Origin of the sequence: Paenibacillus sp. FSL R5-0486, from assembly GCF_037975155.1 — a bacterium.
GTDB classification, from domain to species: domain Bacteria; phylum Bacillota; class Bacilli; order Paenibacillales; family Paenibacillaceae; genus Paenibacillus; species Paenibacillus amylolyticus.
Map to the genome: position 1 here is coordinate 3705660 of NZ_CP150237.1, position 24531 is coordinate 3730190.

22 protein-coding genes and 1 riboswitch are annotated in these 24531 nt (G+C 42.9%); of the genes, 14 read left to right on the top strand and 8 right to left on the bottom strand.

The window, feature by feature from the left end; genetic code table 11:
- The first annotated feature begins 41 nt into the window (after positions 1 to 41).
- Positions 42 to 139: riboswitch (TPP riboswitch) on the top strand.
- Positions 140 to 255: 116 nt separating this feature from the next.
- Entirely contained in the window at positions 256 to 915 is a 660-nt protein-coding gene (gene tenA / locus MKY01_RS16415; protein ID WP_339287192.1) for a thiaminase II, read from the top strand.
- A gap of 210 nt (positions 916 to 1125) precedes the next feature.
- On the opposite strand, the gene MKY01_RS16420 is transcribed toward tenA, so the two are convergent.
- Genes MKY01_RS16420 through MKY01_RS16440 form a run of 5 tightly spaced genes read right to left on the bottom strand, consistent with a single transcriptional unit; the run spans position 1126 to position 3439 of the window.
- Complete coding sequence (locus MKY01_RS16420) at positions 1126 to 1422, bottom strand: spore coat protein (RefSeq protein WP_036615415.1); 297 nt, start codon at positions 1420 to 1422, stop codon at positions 1126 to 1128.
- A gap of 11 nt (positions 1423 to 1433) precedes the next feature.
- Positions 1434 to 1634, bottom strand: coding sequence for a hypothetical protein (locus tag MKY01_RS16425; protein WP_076210515.1), 201 nt, complete (start codon positions 1632 to 1634; stop codon positions 1434 to 1436).
- Positions 1635 to 1665: 31 nt separating this feature from the next.
- Positions 1666 to 2802 carry a zinc-dependent alcohol dehydrogenase gene (locus tag MKY01_RS16430; RefSeq protein WP_036615410.1) on the bottom strand — a complete coding sequence of 379 codons (1137 nt, stop codon included), beginning with the start codon at positions 2800 to 2802 and terminating at the stop codon, positions 1666 to 1668.
- Positions 2799 to 3185, bottom strand: coding sequence for a spore coat protein (locus MKY01_RS16435; protein ID WP_047843178.1), 387 nt, complete (start codon positions 3183 to 3185; stop codon positions 2799 to 2801). The genes MKY01_RS16430 and MKY01_RS16435 overlap by 4 nt, the downstream gene beginning before the upstream one ends.
- Before the next feature lie 11 nt (positions 3186 to 3196).
- A complete protein-coding gene (locus MKY01_RS16440; protein ID WP_036615405.1) occupies positions 3197 to 3439 on the bottom strand; it encodes a hypothetical protein in 243 nt (80 codons plus the stop codon).
- A 188-nt stretch (positions 3440 to 3627) separates the two neighbouring features.
- Here MKY01_RS16440 and MKY01_RS16445 point away from each other — a divergent pair, with 188 nt between their 5' ends.
- From MKY01_RS16445 to MKY01_RS16465, 5 genes are all read left to right on the top strand, one after another.
- Positions 3628 to 3912 carry a hypothetical protein gene (locus tag MKY01_RS16445; protein ID WP_339282636.1) on the top strand — a complete coding sequence of 95 codons (285 nt, stop codon included), beginning with the start codon at positions 3628 to 3630 and terminating at the stop codon, positions 3910 to 3912.
- Between the two features lie 252 nt (positions 3913 to 4164).
- Positions 4165 to 5250 (top strand): L-dopachrome tautomerase-related protein, encoded by a 1086-nt coding sequence (locus MKY01_RS16450; RefSeq protein ID WP_339282638.1) that lies wholly within the window; start codon positions 4165 to 4167, stop codon positions 5248 to 5250.
- Between the two features lie 344 nt (positions 5251 to 5594).
- Complete coding sequence (locus tag MKY01_RS16455) at positions 5595 to 7055, top strand: spore germination protein (protein WP_036615397.1); 1461 nt, start codon at positions 5595 to 5597, stop codon at positions 7053 to 7055.
- Positions 7052 to 8167: a GerAB/ArcD/ProY family transporter gene (locus MKY01_RS16460; RefSeq protein WP_076253194.1), complete on the top strand. Its 1116-nt coding sequence runs from the start codon at positions 7052 to 7054 to the stop codon at positions 8165 to 8167. Before MKY01_RS16455 ends, MKY01_RS16460 begins: the two co-directional genes overlap by 4 nt.
- Before the next feature lie 2 nt (positions 8168 to 8169).
- Entirely contained in the window at positions 8170 to 9264 is a 1095-nt protein-coding gene (locus MKY01_RS16465; RefSeq protein ID WP_036615391.1) for a Ger(x)C family spore germination C-terminal domain-containing protein, read from the top strand.
- 118 nt (positions 9265 to 9382) lie between these two features.
- On the opposite strand, the gene MKY01_RS16470 is transcribed toward MKY01_RS16465, so the two are convergent.
- Together MKY01_RS16470 and MKY01_RS16475 are read right to left on the bottom strand one after the other, a co-directional pair.
- A complete protein-coding gene (locus MKY01_RS16470) occupies positions 9383 to 9724 on the bottom strand; it encodes a nuclear transport factor 2 family protein (protein ID WP_036615388.1) in 342 nt (113 codons plus the stop codon).
- 28 nt (positions 9725 to 9752) lie between these two features.
- Positions 9753 to 10547 (bottom strand): SDR family oxidoreductase, encoded by a 795-nt coding sequence (locus MKY01_RS16475; protein ID WP_036615385.1) that lies wholly within the window; start codon positions 10545 to 10547, stop codon positions 9753 to 9755.
- 176 nt (positions 10548 to 10723) lie between these two features.
- Between MKY01_RS16475 and MKY01_RS16480 the strand changes: the two genes are divergently transcribed.
- The 4 genes from MKY01_RS16480 to MKY01_RS16495 all read left to right on the top strand — a co-directional run bounded on the left by MKY01_RS16480 (position 10724) and on the right by MKY01_RS16495 (position 17840).
- The gene (locus MKY01_RS16480) at positions 10724 to 11605 is read left to right on the top strand and encodes a LysR family transcriptional regulator (protein WP_076253196.1); all 882 of its coding nucleotides are present in this window, start codon (positions 10724 to 10726) and stop codon (positions 11603 to 11605) included.
- Positions 11606 to 11833: 228 nt separating this feature from the next.
- Complete coding sequence (locus tag MKY01_RS16485) at positions 11834 to 11983, top strand: hypothetical protein (protein ID WP_164783315.1); 150 nt, start codon at positions 11834 to 11836, stop codon at positions 11981 to 11983.
- Positions 11984 to 12377: 394 nt separating this feature from the next.
- Positions 12378 to 13970, top strand: coding sequence for a glycoside hydrolase family 32 protein (locus tag MKY01_RS16490; protein WP_339282643.1), 1593 nt, complete (start codon positions 12378 to 12380; stop codon positions 13968 to 13970).
- A gap of 66 nt (positions 13971 to 14036) precedes the next feature.
- The gene (locus MKY01_RS16495; RefSeq protein WP_339282644.1) at positions 14037 to 17840 is read left to right on the top strand and encodes a GH32 C-terminal domain-containing protein; all 3804 of its coding nucleotides are present in this window, start codon (positions 14037 to 14039) and stop codon (positions 17838 to 17840) included.
- 114 nt (positions 17841 to 17954) lie between these two features.
- On the opposite strand, the gene MKY01_RS16500 is transcribed toward MKY01_RS16495, so the two are convergent.
- Positions 17955 to 19616 carry a PucR family transcriptional regulator ligand-binding domain-containing protein gene (locus tag MKY01_RS16500; RefSeq protein WP_339282645.1) on the bottom strand — a complete coding sequence of 554 codons (1662 nt, stop codon included), beginning with the start codon at positions 19614 to 19616 and terminating at the stop codon, positions 17955 to 17957.
- 202 nt (positions 19617 to 19818) lie between these two features.
- On the opposite strand from MKY01_RS16500, the gene MKY01_RS16505 reads away from it, so the two are divergent.
- The 4 genes from MKY01_RS16505 to MKY01_RS16520 all read left to right on the top strand — a co-directional run bounded on the left by MKY01_RS16505 (position 19819) and on the right by MKY01_RS16520 (position 24486).
- Positions 19819 to 21084: an amidohydrolase family protein gene (locus MKY01_RS16505; RefSeq protein WP_339282647.1), complete on the top strand. Its 1266-nt coding sequence runs from the start codon at positions 19819 to 19821 to the stop codon at positions 21082 to 21084.
- A gap of 17 nt (positions 21085 to 21101) precedes the next feature.
- The gene (locus tag MKY01_RS16510; RefSeq protein WP_339282649.1) at positions 21102 to 22322 is read left to right on the top strand and encodes an amidohydrolase family protein; all 1221 of its coding nucleotides are present in this window, start codon (positions 21102 to 21104) and stop codon (positions 22320 to 22322) included.
- A gap of 332 nt (positions 22323 to 22654) precedes the next feature.
- A complete protein-coding gene (locus MKY01_RS16515) occupies positions 22655 to 23587 on the top strand; it encodes an ABC transporter permease subunit (RefSeq protein WP_339282651.1) in 933 nt (310 codons plus the stop codon).
- 17 nt (positions 23588 to 23604) lie between these two features.
- Positions 23605 to 24486, top strand: coding sequence for a carbohydrate ABC transporter permease (locus MKY01_RS16520; RefSeq protein ID WP_338706110.1), 882 nt, complete (start codon positions 23605 to 23607; stop codon positions 24484 to 24486).
- The last annotated feature ends 45 nt before the right edge of the window (positions 24487 to 24531 follow it).

The following is a 24531-nucleotide window of genomic DNA, read 5'->3' on the forward strand; positions in this document are numbered from 1 at the left end:
TTTTTTCTTTTATGGGAATAAGATAGTAATCAACTACATACAACCGTTTGCGAGGGAGCCTTAACCGGCTGAGAGGGTGTTAAACCGACCTTACCTGATTTGGATAATGCCAACGTAGGGATGCAACGATGAAACACTGTACTTGGGTAGCTCATGCGAACCCCCTTGTTTTAGTGTATTTGTCTGCGAAACATCCTATGGATGTTTCGTTTTTTTGTTTTTAAATACGTACATTATGAATTGGAGGAACACATGTTGACTATTTCAGAGAGACTATATCAGGCAGCACAGCCTGTGTGGAAGGAATGTCTTGAGCATCCCTTTGTTAAAGGAATCGGAGATGGTTCCTTACCGGTCGAACAATTTCGTTATTATTTGCTGCAAGACTACTTGTACCTGTTCGATTATGCCCGCGTATTTGCACTAGGTATTGTCAAGTCGCACGACCCCAAATTGATGCAGTTTTTTAGTGAAAACGTAGATAACATCCTGAATGGTGAAATGAAAATTCATCGTTCTTATATGGAGCGATTAGGAATTACAGAGGATCATGTTTTCCAGGTAAAACCTGCCCTGAAAAATGCAGCCTATACTAACTATATGCTCTCTGTTTCCCATGCGGGTGGCATAGCAGAGGTACTTGTATCCATTCTGGCCTGCTCATGGAGCTATGCAGAGATTGGTCAAGTCCTTGCCCAAAAGCCAGGTGCAGCTGATCATCCTTTTTACGGAGAGTGGATCACAGGATATGCTTCCTCTGAATACAACAGCAACAATCAATCCCTAGTGACGTTAACTGATAAGCTATTAGAAGGCTGTAGCGAGGGAACGTACCAACGGATGGAGGATATTTTCGTGATGTGCAGTCGCTTTGAGCTTGATTTTTGGGAAATGTCATGGAAGCTGGAGCCTTAAGTTCACTGTAGTCAATTAAAGTAGAGAGCAGCGGCCATAAACAGTCTCAGGATAGAAATAAGTAGAATACGTAAAGGAACGCTTGCAATAAGCGTGTTTCGTGACGATGCCAAAAAAAGGGCGGATAGTATCCGCCTTTTTTCATTGTTGAAATTCTTGACACAGGGACATTTTGTTCTCTGAAGTCTCTGGCTAAAATCAAAAAGGGTGTCAGGACGGAATGTTCATAGCAGTCTGAATGTTTTTCAGATCGAGCTGAATTTGCTCTGCAATATGGTAAGGGTGGTATAAACCATGCTGCACCATGTAATTTGATATCTTTTCATGAGAATCTATGGCTTCATCGAGCTGTTTCATCAAAATTTGTTTGATTTCGGGGGTGGCACATTCGGTCACAGCCATGGCGTAGTTTCTGACACCGCTCTTGGCGTTCATCAAAAAATCCATTGCGATCACGTCATCGGTCAGCGTATTAAGACCAGTCATGTGTTCTAATATTGGGTTCATTTTTTTATCTCCTATACAGTCGCTTTAGACAGCACTCCACCGAGCTCCTGAAGCTGCTGTTGTGATAAGATCGCATCTTGTTGCAAAATTTGCTTGAGCTCCGGGTCGGTTACCAGAGCTTGCATGGTCTTGGATTTAGTCATACAAACCGTCTTGAACGCAGCTATTTCATGTACCTCGAGCATCTCATGCAAAGCGTATGTGGAATCCATTCAGATTGTCCTCCCATGTATCTATTCATATTTAAGGCTTTAAGATGACTTTAATGCAATCGTCCGTTTTTGTATCGAACACTTCATAGCCCCGTTTGGCCTCGCTGAGCGGAATGACGTGCGTAACAATGTCGCCAGGGTCCACTTTGCCAGACGTAACCAACTCGTACATGTATGGCATGTAGTGAATGACCGGAGCTTGTCCGGAACGGATATTCACGTTTCGCTGCATGATATCACCGAGCGGGAATCCGTTATAACGTCCGCCGTATACCCCAGTGACTTGAATGGTGCCACCTTTGCGAACAGCCTGAGATGCAATGATAAATGCGCTCATGGTGCCGCCTTGCAGTTTCATACCGCTGGCTAGAAATTCAAGATCGCTCATCTTGCCGTCCATTCCTACCGCATCAATGACAACATCGGCGCCGCCTTTGGTCATTTCCTTGAGAGTGTTCCCAATATTCTTATCCTGTTCGAAGTTTACTATTTCCACATTGTTTGTTCGCTTCGCATGCTTTAAGCGGTAATCGACATAGTCGACGGCTATGACCCGCTTAGCTCCTTTCAGCCAGCAGAACTTCTGGGCCAGGAGTCCGACCGGGCCGCAGCCGAGCACAATGACCGTATCTCCATTTTTAACGCCGGCGTTATCTACGCTCCAGAATGCCGTCGTCATGGCATCGGCGATCAAGCTTAGCTTTTCGTCCGGTTGTTCGCAGTTTTCAGGGATCTTAAAGTGGGTAAAATTAGCAAATGGGACCCGTAAATACTCCGCTTGCCCGCCGGGATATCCGCCGGTCGTTCCGGAGTAGCCGAAATATGCGCCCATATCCCCGTGTTCGTTGGAATTGTCACATTGGCTTTCCAGCTGATTTTTGCAAAAAAAGCATTCTCCGCATGCGATGTTAAACGGGATGATTACGCGGTCGCCTTTTTTTACCTTGGTCACGCCAGGGCCCACTTCTTCTACGATCCCCATCGGCTCATGTCCGATGACATAGTTTTCCTGAAGGTTAGGGATCATCCCGTGAATAAGATGAAGGTCAGAACCGCAAATCGCGGTACTGGTGATCTTTACGATCATATCGTCCGGTTTCACAATCTTCGCATCCGGCACCTCTTTGACCACGACATTTTTAACCCCTTGATACGTTACCGCCTTCATGCTTTATGTCCTCCAATATGTTCATCTGGGGTCCGATCAAACATCCCTTTACGTGACGTATCACCCGGGAACAGATTCATCTGCCCGATCATCACCGTATTTTTCGCCGAAAGCTGATCGAGTTGGTACTGTTCGTTCAGCTCATAAGGATGAAACCATTTTTTGCGAATCATGAGCTCCGAAATTTCTTGGTGCATTGCAATTCCCTGCTTCAGATGAGTATGCAACAGGGCTCTTACATCCGGTGAAGCCGTTTCCGTCAGGGCGATGGACAAATTACGTACACCCTCCTTGGCACGAAGAAGGAAGTCCATGGCAAAAGTCATATCTGCCATTTCCGGCATATTCAATGAATTAATCGGATCTAAATAATCGGTATTCATCTGAGTTCCCCTTAATGTGTTATAGGTGTCGGATTATTCGGAACGGGTGCTTGAAAAGGAGCTCTTGCGTAGATTGCTTGCAGCTCAGCAATCTGTTGTATGGATTGAATTACGTCTTTCTGCATTAATGCTTTTAGCTCTTGGTCAAAGACCAGGCCTTGCATAAGTTTCGACTTAGCGATGCAGAGCGTTTTGAAGTTTAACGCTTCATGCAGTTCCATCGATTCGTGCGGCGCTAGCGTTGGATTAGCCATTCAGAAATGATCCCCTCCTTTTTCATCAAGATTAGATTTTCCAATGCATCGGATCTTATACTAATATGGATCACCGGAGAGGTAAGATCCGAATATTCCCATACAGTCGCAGGGATATAAACAAAATCTCAATCCCATACTTATTTCTGTTTAAATGAATGATCTTACTCATGGAAGGAGGAGTCACGGTGCCCAATAAAAACAAAATTGATCTAGCAACCGAAAACGCAAGAAAACCAGCAGAAGATGCACTTAACTCGAGTGTTAGTAATACGCTGGAGCAGCATGCATCTAACGCGGTTTCTGAGGTGCAGACGGCTTTAAATCAGGCAATAAGCTCGTTAAGTGAATCTAATGCGGCAACAAATTCACAAGCGTTGGAGATTGCCAGGCAGCAATTGACCCGAGCAGAGGAATTTTTAGATCAAGCGATAACTTCAGCCAATGCATTAGGTTTACCGGACCAACAATAAAACGGTTTTGGTACTGATAAGTTTGGCAAAGTTTTGCGTTGACGATCGGAGGAAGCATTTTTCCTAGAACACATATAGTTACAGTCAACATGCTTCGGCTTACGCCGAAGTTTTTTGTGTTTTTAAATCTATCGGACAATTTCAAAATGAAGGTTGAAAAAAAATGATTAAGGGAGAGGCATTAGAATATGTCTTGAACATAATTATAGGTAATATCTATTCAACCTTGTTGAGGAGGACATCATACTGCCTATGTTACCTATGGAAGAATATTTTGGTAAGTTAGAACTCGTTCATTCCTTTTACGGGGCTATGCCTACAGGCGTTAGTGTATCCGAAACCGGGCGTATCTTCATTTGCTTTCCGAAATGGGGAGATGACGTAAGATTTACGGTAGCGGAAATTGTTGAGGGTGAGATGCAACCTTATCCTAATGTAGAAACGAATTTGATCAACCCATTGAATATCGTTATGTCCTTCATCAGTGTCCAAAGTGTTGTTGCAGATGGAAGGGGAACCTTGTGGGTACTGGACACAGCTGCACCAAATTTTTCTGAGCCAATTAAAGGAGGAGCAAAATTAGTCGCGGTAGATTTAGAAACAAATACAATAAGAAAAGTATATACATTTGCAGATGATGTAGTCTTGCCAACAACGTATCTGAATGATGTCCGATTTGACTTTCGTGTAGGAAAAGCAGGTTACGCATATATAACGGATTCTTCTTCCAATGGGCCAGGCGCTATTATCGTCGTAAATTTAGAAAACGGAAATGCGTATAGACGGTTGCATGGAGCAAGCTCGACCTCACCCGATCCGTATTTTGTGCCAAAAGTGGAAGGTAAAATTTTGATGAATCGAAACGCGGATGGTTCGACATCTCCGTTTCGATTGGCCTCTGATGGTATAGCGATTTCCCCTGATGGAAAAATGTTATTCTATTGTCCATTAACCAGTCGCCAGTTATTCTCTATCTCAACAGAATCGTTAAGAGACAGAACGATACCGGATTTTAAGTTAAGTGATCTTGTGCAGTATTGGGGAGAGAAGGGTGCATCTGATGGGATGATCACAGACGCTAAAGGAAACGTTTATGCTGGAGATTACGAAAACGATAGTATTCGAAAGATATTGCCAAATGGAATCATGGAAACCATCGCCCATGATCCCCGAATTTTATGGCCGGATACTTTTTCTATTGGTCCGGATCAATACTTATATGTAATTGTGAACCAATTACATAGGCAGGCCAGATTTCATTACGGAAAAGACCTGCGACAAAAACCCTATAGTCTACTACGCATGAACATTGATGAATTACCTGCTCCTACCTTTTGATACATCCCACTTTTCAAAGCAGATTTTAATAGCAGATTATTCAGTTCATTTTGCGGGACCGTAGGCCCTTTATCTAAGGGCAATATAGTAATTCTAATGAACTTAAGATAGGGACAGGTATCAGTTGATGCCTGTCTTTTTGTTTTTTGTCGCCCAAGAGGAAAGCCGGAGACAGATACAAAGGGTAGGGTACCATAATACACTCATTCGATTAAGATTAATCTGGTAGCATGTTGTTCCCGATATTGCTGTTAAACTACAAATTGCCGGTCGTATGATTTTTCGATTACAGGACAAGATATTAACCTTATCACCATTTTATTACTTTGATAAAGGAGACGACCATGGTTGAAAAACACGAGCCTCAAATGAAAAATCATCAAAAGTCTACATGGCTTGATGATTTAAAACAGATATTAAACCATATGGAAGATGCCGAAATCATTGAGCACAAAATAGGTACGAGTGCTTCAGTCCATCTTTTATTTATAAAAACATTAATAGATCAAGAGCGTTTAAACGAGGCGATTATTCAGCCACTTCATCAATCAGGCGGAAATTCGCTTCCTTCATGCATAATCAATTCTGATGTTTCAGAAGTTATATCGATCGAAGATGCTGGGCAAAAAATAATGCAAGGATATATTCTTCTATACGATTCAGTCAACGATCAATGGCTAGGCATACAGTTGGAAAATCCTCTTGGCCGGGCAATTGAACCTTCCCAAACGGAAACGGTTATATATGGAGCGAAAGATAGCTTCAGCGAACAAATCGATAATAACATTACAATGTTGCGCAGACGTTTGCCTATAACGACATTAAAAACGGAAAGCTTCACTATAGGATCACTGAGTAAAACAAAAGTTGTGTTAATGTACATAGACGGAATAATTAATCCGGAATTTGTTTCCCTTGCAAGAGAGAAAATTGAAAGTGTGGATTTCGATCAGTTTTTAGACTCCGCACAGCTTGCAGCTTTTATTGAAGATCATAACCATACGGTCTTTCCCCAGTTTCTACAAACGGATCGGCCGGATGCCTGCGCCTTCGCCTTAGGTGAGGGTAAGCTGACTTTATTAGTCTCCAATTCACCGTTTGCTTTAATTTGTCCCATTACATTATTCCATCTATTCCAATCGCCAGAAGACTACTTCCTTCGTTGGCCGGTAGCCAGTTTTTTACGTTTAATGAGGTATGGAAGTTTTATTATTTCTTTGACGATGATTCCTTTTTATGTTGCGTTAACGACATTTCATTACCAAATGGTTCCGCTGCCGATTCTCTTCGTATTATTGGAATCGAGAAGCAAATTGCCCTTTACTCCGTTTGTGGAAGGAATTTTCATGATCGTAACGCTGGAAATCATCAAAGAAGCAAGTTTGCGAATGCCGACCAAAACCAGTCAAACTCTAGGGGTTATCGGTGGTATTGTCATTGGACAAGCGGCTGTAGAGGCAGGCTTTGCAAGTAAAGTATTAATTGTTTTGATGGGTATATCCGCTATTGCTTTCTTTTTAGTTCCCAATTATCAAATGACAAAATCCATGGTTCTGTTGCAATTGCTTCTTCTTATCCTTGCATCGTTTCTTGGGCTGCCAGGAATCGTGGTCGGGATAATCGGCATTCTTGCGCATCTCCATGCATTAACGTCATTAGGTCAACCTTATTTAGCGCCGCTTTCACCTTTTTATGGGAAGGATTGGATTGACCTCTTTATTCGCGGGCCTTTGATTTGGATGAAAACGCGTCCGCATAATCTAAAACCACTACAGAAATGGCGACAGGAGAAGATGAAGAAATGAAGACTTTATCCCTATTCAATCAAACTTCCACCCTTGGCGGCATCCATTTCCTTTTATTAGTTAATCGAACGCAAATGCATTATTTTATTTTAATCATGCCGGTTTATTTGGTTCATTCCTATATGGTTTGGGGAATTGTCGCCTTGGGGCTACTGTCCCAACTTAATTTGATGATGCTATCCAAATGGTTTACTTCCAGTTATGCATCGAAAGGCTATCAAGGATTTGTACAGCTTTTTGGGAAACGGGCGGTTCAAGTTTTCGCAATACTTGGTTTTGTAATAATACTGTTAAAAATTTCAATCATCACACTGGGTTACGTTGAAATGCTCCATAATTTTATATATCCATCAATGAATAAAAAGTGGCTGATCCTAGTTATTCTTTCGATCAGTTTATTTGTGGCTTCACATGGCATGGAAAAAACATTGCGTTTTGTCGTTATCGCCTTTCTTTGCGGGGCGTGGATCTTAATCATGTTTATTCCCTTTTTCTTTCCAACGATTGCAAATTACCGCGATTTGTATCCTCTAATCCCCACCGAATGGTCAGGACATTCATGGCAGGGCTTGTTGTTTATTTGGTCGGCATTTTCCGGTCCAGTATATTTGGCCTTTATGGTTCCATGGTTAAGCTCCAATAAAAAAATATCAAAATATCTTGTCATTGGAAACATGCTGACGATTATGGAATATTCATTATTGTTCATTGCTTCGGTATTGTTTTACGGTTCAAACTTTTTAAGCAAGATCAACTTTCCGGTAGTATATATGGGAAGTTACATTCAAATGAGTGGTTTAGAACGAATCGATTACATCCTTATCTCTTTCCATATGTTTAATTATGTATTTGACATTTCAATTCTTTTGTTGTGTTTATATGGAGCTGGAAGAGTCTTTATGAAAAAAATGAACAAAAGCACAACTCGGATCGGATTATTGTCGAGTTGGTTTGTCATTTTGATAAGTATTATCATAATGGATCAATGGTTATGGCAAACGGTTCCGGGTCAAAAGATGTTACTGAACATTCAAATCTGGCTTGGTGCATTCATTTATTTACTTGTTCCTACGATCCTTTTCACTATGGTTAAACGAAAGGAGAGTGTGTAGGCATGATACCATACAAGCATTATGGTTTATTGGCGATTGTAAGCCTTATGTGGATGGCCGGTTGCTCTTCTCCATATGCCGAGAACAATATCATCGAAGAGATCGCTCCGGTAGTTTTCTGGTCGGTTGACAAGGGGACGGAGGGGAAGTTTAAAATCAGCACTTTAGTGCCACCACTCATCAAAGAAAAAAAACGCTTTCTCTCCAAGGAAGTTGATCTGTTAAAACAGGGGGGCAAGGAGTTTAATTTAATTTATTATCGGGAATTAAAGCAGGGGCAGCTGCGAATGTTATTAATCAATGAGGAACTGGCAACAAAAGAAGGCATTGAAAAGCTGATCAATACGATATTGGTTGATCCCGATATTTCAATGCATGTCTATTTATTGATTGTCAGAGGCGATTTTGATGAATACATAAAAAATCAATTGACGAAGCAAGAAAACCAAGATTATTTTCTTTATCGGATGTTAAAGCATTACGAGGAACATAACCAAGGTGAAATGAGCATTGTCAATATTCATCAATTCATGAAGATGTTATATTCCCCTCTTAAGGATCCGATCCTGCCGGTTTTTCATGCGGATAAAAACAATTTCAATTACGTAGGAACGGCCTTTTTCCAAAATGATAAAGAAGTAATGGTTACTCAAGACGTAAGTGATGAAATTTTTCAACTTCTGGATAACGATCATTTCTTAAAAGTCTTGGCCATTCCAAAGTTATCTATCAGTTTGGGACGTGTTCGATCCAATATTCGCATGAAACTATCAAGTGACTATTCATCCTTGTCTTTACATGTGGGATTGAAAGGAAGAATTGAGGAATATCAGGGAGAAAAGAATATTCAAAGCGAGGAACAATTGGAACATTTAATTCATGAGATTGAGGTATACCTTGAGGAACAAACGTCAGAATTATTAAAAAGTATGCAACGGTTGAGAGTGGATCCCTTAGAGGTCGGAACACATTCACTTAAGCCTTTTTCTAAACCAATAACGGAAGAGCAATGGTTGAGATATTGGGAAAATATGAAAATTAATGTTGACTTCGACATCAAAATACAGCCTTTGATTAATGTTGAACGGCTGTCGTGATTTAAAAGATGCCCCCTACATGATCAAATACATCATTGTGGGGGCATCTTTTTGTTCAAATCATGTACAAAGAGAGCTTATTACTGCAGCCCGTGGCGGACAAGCCATTTGGATATCTTTAGAAAATGGAAAGTCTAATGATCTTATCGTCAACAATAACAAAATGATAATCCAATAATAGCGGATCGGGTAGACCCGTCTTATCGTAGGTACCATCCAGCTTGCATGTTAACACAATTTCATCACCTATTTTTTTGGCTTTTGTTGGCTCTAACGTTACATTCGCCGCGAAATGGTTTTGATCACTCCATTTCCGAATCGCCTGTTTGCCATTTCGCTTTTTTCCTTCATCCATCACAACGGCATTTTCTGAAAAACAATCTACAAATACTACTGGGTCTGGCTTGTTAGATGCAGTAATGTATTTGGCAATTACAGACGGTAAATGATTGAGATCCATATTGTTCTCTCCCTTTATTAATTAATTATTAGACGGTAGGGATAGTTCCCCCATCTATGACATATTCACTACCTGTAATAGATGCTGCTCGGTCTGAGACCAGAAATGCGACCAGCTCAGCGACTTCTTCAGGAAATCCTGGCCGACCAATTGGAATACCTCCGAGTGAAGTCATAAGTTGTTCAAGGGCACTTTCTCGACTTCCGGTTTCAGTTGCGATCCGATCAATTAATGCGTCAGCTGCTTCTGTCTGAATAAACCCAGGAGACAACGTATTTATGCGAATTCCTTGTGGGGAAAATTCATTTGATAATCCCTTGCTATAATTAGCCAGCGCGGCTTTGGCAGACGCATAAGCCAGTGTAGTTTCATATAAAGGCAAACGTCTCTGGATGGAAGTGAAATGAAGAATAACGCCTGAATTATTTTCTAACATAAGTGGAATTAAGCCACGATCAAGTCGAACTGCTGCGAGTAAATTCCAATTTAATGTATGAAGCCAATCCTCATCACTCAATGCAAGTGCGCCTCCTGGTGGTGTCGTTGATCCACCTACGCAATGGACGATAATATCGATACCTCCAAGTTGCTCTTTTACTGCTGTAATTATTTGCTCTACACCTTCAGGTGTGGCGACATCTGCTTGCACAAATTTGACCGAATTTGGCAAGTCAGCAGATAGGGAACGGGCAGTAGTAAGAACTGTAGCTCCGCCGTTTGCAAGTCTTTTCACAACTGCTTGCCCCATTCCCTTTGTTCCTCCGGTTACAAGCACCCTTTTACCTTTAAATTCTGATACAGAGAACTCAAATTCTTTATGCATAACTATTCCTCCTAGTGATGGTATTCGATGATTAATTTGAAATTGCTCTGTCTCTAAACCTTAATGTGTTGTTCGAGAGGAGCTAGAACTAATACTACACTTGCTACTTTCATAACGTCCAATTTATTATAATAATAGAAATGATGAATATTATTAATATATGGAGGGTTGTTTTAATGGAACTTACACAATTGGAATACTTTATGACCGTTGCACAGCTTGAACATATGACCTTAGCCTCCAAAAAACTCGGTATTACTCAGCCAGCGTTAAGTCATGCAATTGCCAAGCTTGAAAACGAGATAGGAGCTCCTTTATTTGAGCGAAATGGACGAAATATAAAGCTGAACCGAAACGGTACTATGTTCTCTAAATGGATTGGTAGAGCCCTACATAATATTGAAAATGGTCTAAGAGAAATCGAAGAGTGGTCCAATCCGGATACTGGTGTGATTACGTTGTCTTATCTAAATATTCTCGGTGTTGAATTGATCCCTAGCCTAATTCGAAGTTATCAATTGAAGTATCCCAAAGTTCGGTTCGAATTGACACAAGGGAACTTAGGAGATATTGATGAACATCTGGAGCAAGGATTCTCGGATATTATGATTACATCGAGGGAATCTACTTTGAATAATCATCACTGGAAGACGATTAAAAATGTTCCTTTATACATTGTTGTTCCCTCCCAACATCGTTATGCAGCTTGTAGCGCTCTTAGTTTGGCAGAGCTGTCTGGCGAGCCATTTATTGGATTGAAAAACAATTGTGGATTAAAAGCAACGATCATATCCCGGTTCCGACATACCGGATTTTTTCTTGCTTCGGCTTATGAAGCGGAGGACCTGATCACTGTAGCCGGTTTTATAAAGTCGGGTCTAGGTGTATCAGTACTACCTAAGACGTTGGGGTTGATGTTAGATGAATTGGTCTGGATCCCTATTATTGATGAAGGATGGTACTGGGAAATAGGATTAAAGTGGAGAGATGATCATAATATTTCCCCAGCAGCGAAAAGGTTTATTGAATATGTGGATACTTTACATCAAGGAGAATGACCGCCAAATTTTTTAGTTTTGAAAAGAAATTCTGAGAAAACAATCATACTTTATTGTATTTGAACACAAGGAAAAAACCCTTTTACAATCATTGTCAGTACGTTATAATACAATCACCAGGTAGATTGCCCAACAAAAAAGTGAAATATTGTAATATCTAGTCACACCCGGCTCATCATAGTTCTTTGAGCCGCATAACACAACATAATAGATATCGGAGGTATGGTTATGGTCAAGAAGAAAATTTCCACAGCCCTCAGCGCAGCTTTAATCGTTTCTATGCTGGCTACTGGCCTAATAGTCACTATCCAAGGTAACACAACGTTAGAGGTAGCGAAGTCAGCAGGGGATAAAAAGGTTGAAGTTGTTAAAGCATAAGCGAGCCGTTAATTTATTTAGAACATGTTAAGAGACAAGAGCATATTCCTATTGAAGTCGCTATTTTAGCGGCTTTTTTTGTTTTATCGGTAATATTAGGTTTAATACTAACGATATTTTGCTGAACAAGTAAAGAGAAGTTTAGATATAAACATTTTTACATTTGTAAACCATTAGGTTTAAATCATTAAAAAAATGATTAGATCAACTTAAATAAAAATTATTATTTTCTATAACTAATCATAAATTGTGCAAATGTAAACTAAAACAGATATATACATAAAAAATAGTGTTCATTTATACAAAAATACTTTGACAAATGAAAACAGGTGGCTTATTTTGTTAATAAGGAATGCAAATTACTTTTTTAGATTTTAAATAGCCTTAAGGGAGCGTGAATAAAATTAAAAAAGTACATCTATCAGGTGAAAATAGTATCAGCAAAGGTCCAGAAAACTTTATTTATAAAAATGAATACAGACCGCAAATACATTATTCCCCTAAGGGAAATTGGATTAACGATCCTAACGGAATGGTTTATTACGAAGGAGAATATCACCTTTTCTACCAATATACTCCCCATGATACGCAGCCTGACTTCGGCAGAATGCATTGGGGGCATGCAGTAAGTAATGATTTAGTACATTGGGATGAACTCCCACCAGCCATCCCGCCTGGGGAAGATGGAGCGATATTTTCGGGAAGTGCGGTAGTCGATAAGAACAATACAAGCGGATTCTTCAACGAAGCAGGATCAGGATTGGTTGCAATTTATACTAATAATGGTAACAACGCTCAACCCGGTAAAACGCAGGTTCAAAGCATCGCTTACAGCAAGGACAAAGGTCGAACCTGGACAAAATATGAAGGTAACCCTGTTTTATTCCCCACGGAGACGCTAGACTTTCGAGACCCAAAGGTATTCTGGCATGAAGAATCTTCAAACTGGGTAATGGTTCTTGCTGTTAGCGACCGTGTAGAATTTTACACATCTTCGAATCTTAAGGATTGGTCTTTTGCAAGCGGTTTCGGTTCTGATATTCCGGGCATCCATCGTGGAATATTTGAATGTCCTGATGTTTTTAAACTCCAAGTGGATGAGGACCCTAATACCACTAAATGGATTCTGACACTAAGTGTCGGAGATAGAAATGGCGTAAATCCAAACGATTCAGAACCACCCGCAGGCGGTTCTGGCATGATGTATTTTATAGGTCACTTTGATGGTAAGGTTTTTACACTAGATGAAACATTGGAATCATTCGATACAATCCAATGGATAGATTACGGATCTGACTTTTACGCGGCCGTGACCTGGGATGGTATACCGAATGAGGATGGGCGAAAGATTTGGGTCGGCTGGATGAATAATTGGCGTTATGCTTCCACTCTTCCTTCTAAAGAATGGCGTGGCCATATGTCCATCCCACGAGAGATTCAGCTCAGGACGTATTCGGAAGGACTTCGCTTAATTCAAGCACCCATAAGTGAGTTAAATCAACTTAGAAGATCAATTCTGTCTCTACAAGACATTACGATTAAACCAGATATGAACGTTTTGTCTGATGTTTCTGCTACAAAGATGGAAATTATTGCGGAACTCGAAATCGGTAATGCAATAGAATTTGGGTTCAAGGTGCGAAAGTCTTCCTCTTCCAACCAGGAGACAGTCATCGGATATAATGTCTTGAATGAGGAGTTGTTTGTCGATCGAACGAAGTCAAACGCTGTTGATTTCCATCCCGATTTTGCTACAAAACACAAGGCCCCTATGAAGCCAGAGCATAGACGGATACAGTTGAGCATCTATGTTGATTGGTCAAGTGTAGAGATCTTTGGCAACAATGGAACAACTATCATTTCAGACACGATTTTCCCCGACTTGGGAAGTAGAGGGCTGGAACTCTATGCCATTGGCGGAGAACTAAAGGTCGTGTCGCTTCAAATCAATGATCTCGTAAGCATTTGGGAAAATCAACCGAACTGAACTGGTTGTCCAAAACCAATTAAATTTGAACCGACTTTACAATCCTATTAGAAAAGAGGGTATGGAATGAAAGATAAATCTAAATTCGCAATATGTCTTCTGATGGCAACGGGACTAGTTCTTACTTCAAACGGTATTTTTACATCTAAATCAATTGCGGCTAGTGCTGTACTTGCTGATCAGGAAACAAATAAACAGGCAAAGGAGGAGCTTGATATTTTTGAAAGCGCATCCAAATCAAATACCAATCTGATAGGCTGGCAAGTGAAAGGAAAAGGAGGATTAGAGGATACTTCAGAAGGAATCTTGCTAACTTCACAGCCTAAAGAAAATGTAATGGCCATCTCAGAGACAGTGTCCGATGATTTTATCTATGAAGCTGATGTCATGATCAGGGATACGAAGGCGGATGCAACATTGTTGTTTCGATCTAATGAGGATGGCTTTAGCTCGTACATGCTGCAAATCGTTCCGGACGCAGGTCTGATTCGGTTAAGAGATGCAAGAAATGGAGATGGGAAATTAAAGGAGGAGCGTAAAGTTTCTGTTGAAATGGGGCAAATCTATCATCTCAAAGTGAAGGCAGTGGGTTCCTCGCTAAAAGTATATTGGGGCAATCAATATAAACCATTAATTGATGTTCAGGACATTTCGTATCAAAGCGGAAAGCTTGGACTCCATGTATGGGATGGATCCGCCTTGTTTTCGAACATCGTGGTGAGCGATCTGAAAGGTAATTTGGGGACGGTGATTTCTAACAAGGGAAAATGGCAGCCTGATATCAACGGCAAAAGAGGGACGGTAGAACAGGGGAGCATAGCACAGCAAATCTATAACAAAGAGGCGACTGATATGGTTTATGAAGGGAACATTACCCTTCGTCCTGATTCTATTGCAGCTCTCGCATTTCGATCTTCAACCGATGGAGCTGAAGGTTATGAAGCTACTCTTACGAAGGAAGGAGATCAGGTCCGTGTAAGTTTGACGAATACAAAAGGAACAGTAATTGCCAGTTCGCAACGTACTTATCCGAGTCAGATGGGAGCCAAACATCATGTGGAAATCAAGGCAAAAGGAGATCGAATTCAGGTCTTCCTGGACGGATACACTACGGCCGCGATTGACGTGAAAGATTCAACCTACAGGAGTGGAAGTACCGGAATCGTCGTAAAAAAGGGGACGGCTTACTTTCAGGATACTTATGTGACGGAACTGAGCCAATATTACAATGAGATATATCGTCCACAATATCATTACACGCCAATACGTGGTTCAGCGAGTGATCCGAATGGACTTGTCTACTTCGAAGGAGAATATCATCTCTTCCATCAGGATGGAGGAACATGGGCGCATGCGGTAAGTAAAGATATGCTGAACTGGAAACGGCTTCCGATTGCACTTCCCTGGAATGATCACGGACATGTCTGGTCTGGGTCGGCTATTGCGGATATGACAAATGCATCTGGTTTATTCGGAGATTCAGGAGGCAAGGGCCTTATTGCATATTATACTTCCTTTAACCCAGATAGCCCGAATGGGAACCAGCGTATAGGTCTGGCATACAGTAAAGACCAAGGTCGCACTTGGGAGTATTCGAAGGAACGCCCGATTGTGATCGAGAACCCGGGTAAGAGCGGAAATGAAGCTGGGAATTGGGATTTCCGCGATCCGAAAGTGATCCGTGATGATGAGAATAACCGCTGGGTTATGGTTGTGTCCGGAGGAGATCATATTCGTTTCTACACGTCAACGAACTTACTTGACTGGACATTTACAGATAATTGGGGATATGGGGATTACGTCCGCGGAGGCGTATGGGAATGCCCTGATTTGTTCCAGCTTCCGGTAGACGGAACGTCACAGAAGAAGTGGGTTATGATGATCAGTACAGGAGCGAATCCCAAAACAGGCGGATCAGATGCCGAGTATTTTATCGGTCATTTAACAGCTGATGGTAAATTCGTGAACGATAATTCGGCGGGTAAGGTGCTAAGAACAGATTTTGGTAAAGAATTTTACGCTTCGATGTCTTTCGCTAACATGCCTGATCATCGCACAGTGATGATGGCGTGGATGACGAATTGGGACTATCCGTTCGCTTTCTCAACGTCCAATTGGAAAGGTGAACTAACCATTCCGAGAGAAGTATCATTGGTAACAACCAAAGATGGAATTCGGATGACGCAAAGTCCAATCAAAGAATTGGAATCACTGCGTAAACCTTTGTACTCTGCTTCTAACAAGTCGGTGAGTCCTTCTTCCGGGAATCTGCTAAAAGGTATTATTTCAGGTGCTTACGAAATTGAAGCTGAAATTGAAATCCCTGAAACCAGCACAGCGACCGAGTTTGGCTTTAACATTCGTGAGGGTGCAAATCAGAAGACGGTCGTGGGTTATAAGGCAAGCGATAGTAATATGTTTGTGGACCGAACTGCATCCGGTGAAACGGATTTTTCTAACCTATTTAGTAAGAAACATGAAGCGCCTGCGCAAATGGAGAATAATCGGATCAAGATGCGTATTCTTGTGGATGAATCTTCTGTTGAAGCCTTTGGTAACAACGGCAAAGTCGTCTTTTCAGATGTAATATTTCCGGATCCTGCTAGTAGAGCGATGAGTTTTTACGTGAAAGGTGGGAATGTGAACGTTGTTTCCTTGAAAGTGCATCAACTTCAATCTGTCTGGAATGAGGACATTCCTTCAAAAGCTCAAATAAAGATGGATACGAGGGTTCGGGAACTGGGGGTAGGCGAGTCGGATACACTGCAGGCGATGGTCGAGTATGGCCCGGGTCTAGGCGTTCAACCGCTGAAGTGGAATTCCAGTAATAACGAAGTAATAACCATAGACTTGGTAGACAATTCACATGCAGTTATTAAGGCAAAAAAAGAAGGGGAGTCCACAGTCACCGTATCTACTCCGAATGGTAAAGCTTCCAGTAGTGTGCTCATTAAAGTCTCAGGTGGCGAGTTCCGGACAAACCTGAGTGGATGGACTAAAGATCTGTCTGCTGCTTCATGGTTAGTTAGTGAACATGGGATTCGTGGTAAATATTTTAGCGATGCGAATTATATTGCCAAAGAGAAGGCTGGGAATTTTACGTATGAAGCAGACATGAAGCTCGGTGAAACAGGAGGGGCAGGTTCTATTTTGTTCAGGGCTAGCGAAGATGGTCGCAGTGGTTATTATCTGAATCTAGACCCTAACATGAAGGCCATTCGTCTGTTCTATAAAATCAATGGAGGATTTGAAGAACGTCAGGTTCTTGCAAAAGTACCAACGTTCATTCAGCCAGGTCATACGTATAAGGTGAAAATAGAAGCGAATGGTCCGCATATTGTAGTTCACGTAAACAGTCAAAAAGTGATAGATATCATGGATGGTACTTTTGCAGAAGGCCACTTTGGACTGAATGTATTTGGCGGCTCCGCATCTTATCAGAACGTCAATGTGAGCAACAGCGAACCTGTAAACATCACCAAGTCCAGCCTTGTAAATACCGCAACACAGAAATCCATTTATACAGTTAACCTTGTCAACGGGGAGCCGGTTACCTTGCAGGATGCAAGTGTAGCTTCCGTCCAGAAGTGGGTATTTGTTCCGACAGGTGACGAAGAAGGTTCGTATTCGATTCGTACTACGGCCGGTCAGACGCTTGATCTGGATATAGGGCAAAACAAACTTCAGCTATATCATTACTTAGGGTACAACAACCAGCGTTGGCTCCTTCACGAGAACAAAGACGGATCAGTTCATATTACTTCAGCTCATCATCAAAAAGCATTAGAAGTATCGGAAGATGGGACCGAACTTTTCCTAAGTGAACTGAATCCATCACTTGATCGACAAAAATGGATATTAGTAAAATAATCAAAGTTTATTCCATGATGGCGTATCTCATAGATATTCCAATAAAGAAATAAAGAAGTGTCGTGGGAAGGGACATTGTTCAATTCAAGTCGCTATTATAGCGGCTTTTTTCTTTTAATCTTGTCCTAGCAGAGGTTCGATAGCTATCGCTATGCGGATTCGTAAGCTTTCAGTTGGATCTTTGAGTTTCACACCCAGGATTTTTTCACACTTTTCCAGTCGATACACCACCGTATTTCGATGAACGAAAAGTTGCTTGGATGTTTCGACAAGCTGGCATTGTGTATCGTAAAAAGCGTTTAAGGTGCGCAGTAACTCTTTTTTTTCATGTTCGTCTGCAATCTGCAGCAGTCCGTTTAAGGTCGCGTCGTAAAATTGTTTCAGTTCGTTGTGGGGAAGCATGTGGAATAAATATCCGATGTCCTTGGCTTGGTAAGATTGGACAAATTGCTTTCGTTTTAGCCAGTAGCCGAATTGCAATGCATTAACTGCTTCTGTATAAGAATGACGAACGCCGAGTACATTTGATGCAGGTTTGCCAATGCCGATAGACAGACTCAGTCCAGTCTCATGATGCAGCTCTTTAAGCATTCCTGACAGCTGCTCGGTGATTTTCGCCTCATCCCATCCCGACTCAGGAATAGATAACAGAAGGCAGTAGGTATCATGTTTGGTAAACATGACGAAGGAATGATCTAACCCACCAAAAACACGTTTGATGTGCTCGTATTGCTCCTCTTGCTCCGTGACATTATCTCCTTTCGGAGGCGCCGAACCTTCGTAATTAGGAAACCTTTGATGCATGTGATTCACCTCGTCATTACGCATGGTCAGCACGACGCTTGAACGCCCCTTGATAAGCCCACATCTCTTGCCGCGGTTCAGCGCCTCCTGCTCAGAAGTGATATATCCCTCAATCAGATCGGAGAAGAATTCGTTTTTGTGCCTGCGGGAGCGCTCTTTGACAGCCTGTGATTTGGTCAGCTCCATTCCAATGACGTTGGAGGCCTGTTCAAGCGTCAGACCGAAAAGCCCCGTCCATTGATCCGGTGAATGAAAGGATAACAAATAGCCTTCGTGGCGGTAAGTTTTTACTGGATATACAAGCATGCAGCAACGCTCTCGGACTGATGGGTTGATAAAGCACAACGAAGTGGGACTAGAAATATCGGACAAGTGTTGAAGTGTATTTACAGCGGCTGCAGTGAGTTCAGCAACACTTGTATTCTGGTTGGAAGCGGAGATGGTTTGCCATTTGTAGTTTAACAGGATGACTGGGGATGAGAACAGTTTGGACAGGGAATCGATAATGCTGGAAATTCCTTTGCCGCGCATGATCATCTCGGAGAATTTTTTGTGGATGCTGAGTGCATATTGCAGTTCGTCGCTCTTGTTGTTCAGAATCACACTGGTCGATCGCTGCAAAATTTCGCCAAGGGATAGACGGACATCGGAAATTTCGATGATGGGAAATTCGTTCTGATCCGCTTCCCAAAGTATTTCATCAGGGATTGGCAGTTCAAAGCGCTTGGTTTTGATGGCCAACCCCGAGCACTTAAGACGCTGCATGTCCCTGATTAGTTGAATAAACATCTCAGGCTGCTGTTTCATGAAAAAACCGTTGGTCAGCAAGAGCTCGTTTGGCCTTAGAAAGTGAATGATATCCGGACAGTCCATAATGTTGACCGTTTGAACCTCACGTACTAGACCCTTATGCCCCGTAATCACTCTGGCATCATCGTAAATGCCGTTTTTCAGCAAATCTGTCAGCAGCACATCGACCCATCCCTTTCTGGAACAAGTTATTTTATTGTTAAGTAATATAACACTACGATCATGCGGAGTAAATATCTTTGGTTTGATCATCCAAGATTGCTAATTATTTTTATCCTTTTCATCCAATGATTTCTCAGAAAGAGTGAATTATGCTTAAAGTGTTTCTTGCGTGTAACAAAAGCGTACATGAACGGAGGATGTAATGATTGATCTACTTATCACAGATACGGTGATTTCCGGGGATGAAAGGCGAATGGATGTCGGGATATCCTCAGGCAAGATTGCATTTGTCACGCCATGCGGGGAAAGGAAAACCGAAGCGTCTCGTGTAGTGCAAGGCAAAGGGGGCTTATTGCTGCCCGGATTCGTCGAGCCGCATATTCATTTGGAAAAAGCATATTTGCTGGATTCCATGGATCGGGAGGCGGAGTCTCTCCAGGACGCGATTCAGATAACATCCAAACTGAAAAGTTCGTTCACAAGGGAGGACATGTATCGTCGCTCGCTGGGTGTCATTCGGGAAGCCGTCAGGAATGGTGTAACCCATATGCGTTGCCATGCGGAGGTTGATCCGATTCTTGGACTCAGAGCTGTCGAATCTGCTCTTCGTCTCAAACAATCCTTAAAACATCAACTGGATTTACAGGTAGTTGCCTTTCCGCAAGAAGGGGTGTTCAAGAGTCCGGGAACTGCTGAGCTGATGGTAGAGGCCATTCGTATGGGAGCCGATGTGATTGGAGGAATCACTTATCAGGATGCAGACCTGGGGGAGCACTTGGATTTTGCATTTGGTCTGGCAGGGAAGTACGGAAAACCGTTGGATTTTCACGCGGATTTCTCGGTCGATTCCAACGACCGTGCCGTTGTGGAAATCGCAAGAAGGACCATTGCTGCCGGAATGCAGGGGCATGTAGCCGCCGGACATGTAACCTCGCTCGGTTCCCTCCCTGAACACGAAGCTTCGGCTATCGGGGAGCTTCTGTGTCTTGCCGGAATCAGCGTCATTACGTTGCCGATGACGGACCTCTTTTTGAATGGAAGAGAAGGCCCCGAAGGTTATCATAGAGGTCTGACTCCCGTGAAACTGCTGCAGGATTGTGGAGTGAATGTGGCAATTGGCGTCAATAATGTGCGCAACCCATTCACGCCGTTTGGCAAAACAGACCCAATTGAGGTTGCCTGGCTATTGGCGATTACTTCGTACATGGGTGGCAAACGGGATGCGCTCATCTTGACCAACATGCTGACGCATAACGCAGCACAGGCGTTAGGCATTGATAATTATGGCGTTAAGGTTGGCGCTCCGGCTGATATGGTATTGTTCCGAGAGCGGTCGGAAAGGGAAGTTCTGCTTAATAAACCGGAGGCCCGCACGGTTTGGAAATCGGGATTACAAGTAGCTTGTACTGACTCAAAACTTTTGGAATTACCGTGGTTGTCGGATGGGATGGAAACAATCGAATTATGAAGTAAGGGGATGGAGTTATGGAGAAAGGCTTAACACTCGTGAAAAATGTCAAATGGTCGGAAAACCTGTTTGATCTAACGATTGATCAAGCAACTGGACTTATTGTCAGCATTGAAACTGCCGGAACGGATGCGGATCTCACATCTGTAAATATTGCCGGTAGGGCGACAACCGTCATTGACGCGGATGGGCTGCACTATGTACCGCCAATGACAGATATGCATACCCATCTGGACAAGCATTTTATTGGTGAGCCGTGGAAATCTTTGCAGCCGTTTGTCACGCTGCCCGGCCAGTTGGAATTTGAGAAAAGTATGTTGGGGGAACTACCGACCGGGGCGGGAGAACGCGCGAAACGAATGTTGGATTTAATGCTAGCCCAAGGTACAACGGCAATCCGCACACACGTTGACGTGGATCCGCAAATTGGCCTCTCTCATCTTGAGGAGGTCTTGGAAGTGCGTGAGATGTACCGGGGACGCATCGATATGGAAATTGTGGCGTTTCCCCAGCAAGGCCTGCTTCGATCCGACTCCGTTTCCGTCATGCGGGAAGCGCTTCGTGCTGGAGCCAACTATGTTGGTGGTGTGGATCCGGCCGGACTGGACCGCCGGGTGGATGCCAGTCTGGAAGCCATGTTTGAACTTGCGACAGAATTCTCTGCGGGCATCGACTTGCATCTGCATGACCCGAGTCATCTCGGAATATACACGATCAGCCGCTTCGCCGAACTGACAGAACAAGCCGGTATACCCGGCCGTACCGCGGTAAGCCATGCCTACTGTTTGGGCCAGGTTGGGGAAACAGAGGTGCGCTCACTCGCGGAAAGGTTGTGTGCGACCGGCGTAGCCATCATGACGAGTGTGCCCATTGACAGGCCTATGCCCCCCATCAAACTGTTGATGGAAACGGGAGTGTCCGTTCATATCGGTTCCGATAACATTTTGGATTCGTGGAGCCCATTCGGAAATGGCGATATGCTCTCCCGTGGGTCACGTCTCGCTGAAGCATCCGGTTGGGTGGAGGACTTCTGGTTGCTAGAAACGTACAAGCTTATTTCCAATGCGCCATTAACTCCAAAAGTGGGTGAACGAGGCACTTTCTCGTTGGTAAATGCCATAAATGCGATGCATGCGTTGGCTGCAGCACCTCCACGCCAAGCTGTATTTTCGGGTGGTGTGCTTGTTGGTGGTCGAATGTTTCCGAACAGCAGACAGATGGCAGCCATCCATTCGTAACAATCTTTAATATACATGAAGCAACGCATTCTTTTTCAGGTGCGTTGCTTTTTGGCATGAAAAGGCTGATCACATGACGTATAAAACGTTGCTTAATGCAGTTTATGTGATAATACATAACATTTAAATTTAAACAGACTTTTCTTTTGGTGTAATAATCCAAATGAAATCATTTTTTTTAGTGAATCACACCAATGACTGAGGCTTACTTACATCGTATTATTCATATAAGAACAATTTTGAGTCACATAAACTGACATTAATAGAATAGGAGGGATGTTGGAGGAGTTACACAAACCAAACATCATTGTTACGAACAGGGGGAGAGAGACATGCGTCGAGGTTTCCATGCAAACCGCATCCAAAACATCAGAAAGCATGGGCTGTTATTGGTCATGATTTTGCCAGGCATCGTCTATCTGTTCATCAACAATTACTTGCCCATGTTCGGCATTGTGATTGCGTTCAAAGATATCAATTTTGCAAAAGGAATCTGGGGAAGTGACTGGGTAGGCTTCGATAATTTCGCCTATCTGTTCCAAACGCAGGATGCTTGGGTGATTACCCGAAACACGTTACTTTACAACGGCGCATTTATCGTGCTTGGAACAGTGCTCTCCATAGCTGTGGCCGTATTGTTGAACGAGGTAAAAAAGCGATTTGTCTCCCGACTGTATCAAAGCATCATTTTGCTGCCCTATCTGATCTCGATGGTCATTGTCGCTTACTTGGTTCTGGCATTGCTCAACGAGGAAAACGGATTCGTCAACCATTACGTGCTTCCTTTAATGGGGATAGACCCCGTGTCGTGGTATGCGGATTCCGGTAAATGGCCCTTTATATTAAGTGTCGTATATCTGTGGAAAAACGTCGGTTATACATGCATTGTTTATCTGGCCTCAATCGTAGGTATCAGCCAAGAATATTATGAGTCCGCTACGCTGGACGGGGCATCCAAGTGGAGGCAAGTCTGGAGCATTACCCTTCCTCTGCTTAAACCCACGATGGTCATTATGGTGCTTCTTGCAGTGGGACGCATCTTCAATTCCGATTTCGGATTGTTCTATCAGGTTCCGCTGAATTCGGGTGCACTGCAAACGACTACCGATGTCATTGACACATACGTTTATCGTGGATTGATGACTTTTGGGGATTTCGGAATGTCATCCGCTGCCGGACTGTACCAGTCCATTGTCGGTTTTCTGTTAGTATTAACGACCAATGCGATCGTTCGTCGCAAAAACCGGGATTTGGCGCTGTTTTAGCTAAGGGGGAGGACAACATGTATTCAAATAGGATATATCAAATGGCTGTTCACCTCGTGCTCATCATGATGGGAATCGCTGCAGTGTTTCCGTTTATACTTCTGATATCCGCTTCCCTAACCGAGGAACAAGCCATTATCAGGGATGGTTATCGTTTGTTACCGGCTCAATTCAGCTTCGATGCTTATGTGTATCTGTTTAATCAGTATTCGTTGATTCTGCGGTCGTATGGAATTACGACGTTCATCACGGTCGTGGGCACGATCGTTGGGTTGTTGATCACAACCCTGGTCGCTTATCCGCTATCCAGAAATGTGCTTCCGTTTCGTTCGTTCCTGTCATTCTTCGTATTTTTCACCCTGCTCTTCAATGGGGGGCTGGTGCCGATGTACCTGGTTTATACGGACCTCTTCCATTTGAAAGATACCATCTGGTCGCTAATCATCCCGAATTTACTGACCAACGGGTTCTACATTTTGTTGATGCGTAGTTTCTTTTCCACATCAATTCCCGGCGAAGTCGTGGAGTCAGCCTATGTGGATGGAGCCAACGAATGGGTTATTTATTGCAAAATCGTTCTCCCGCTTGCTCTCCCAAGCCTGGCAACCATTGGTCTGATGCTCATGATCTCGTATTGGAACGATTGGTTTAACGGTCTGATCTTCATCAATGACGGAAGCCTCTACAGCATTCAAAACCTGCTTAATCGAATGTTGTCTGATGTCCAGTACTTGCAGCAAAGCAGTTTGTCTGGTCAGACAGCAGTTGTCTCATCCGTACCTCTCGGCAGTGTGAGAATGGCTATTGCCGTAATCGGCGTGTTGCCGCTGATCGCAGCGTATCCGTTTTTCCAGAAGTTCTTCGTCAAGGGATTGACTATTGGTGCCGTAAAAGGTTAGTTATGCTTCGTATCCAAGATGTCTTATCCAAAAGCAAACATGGGG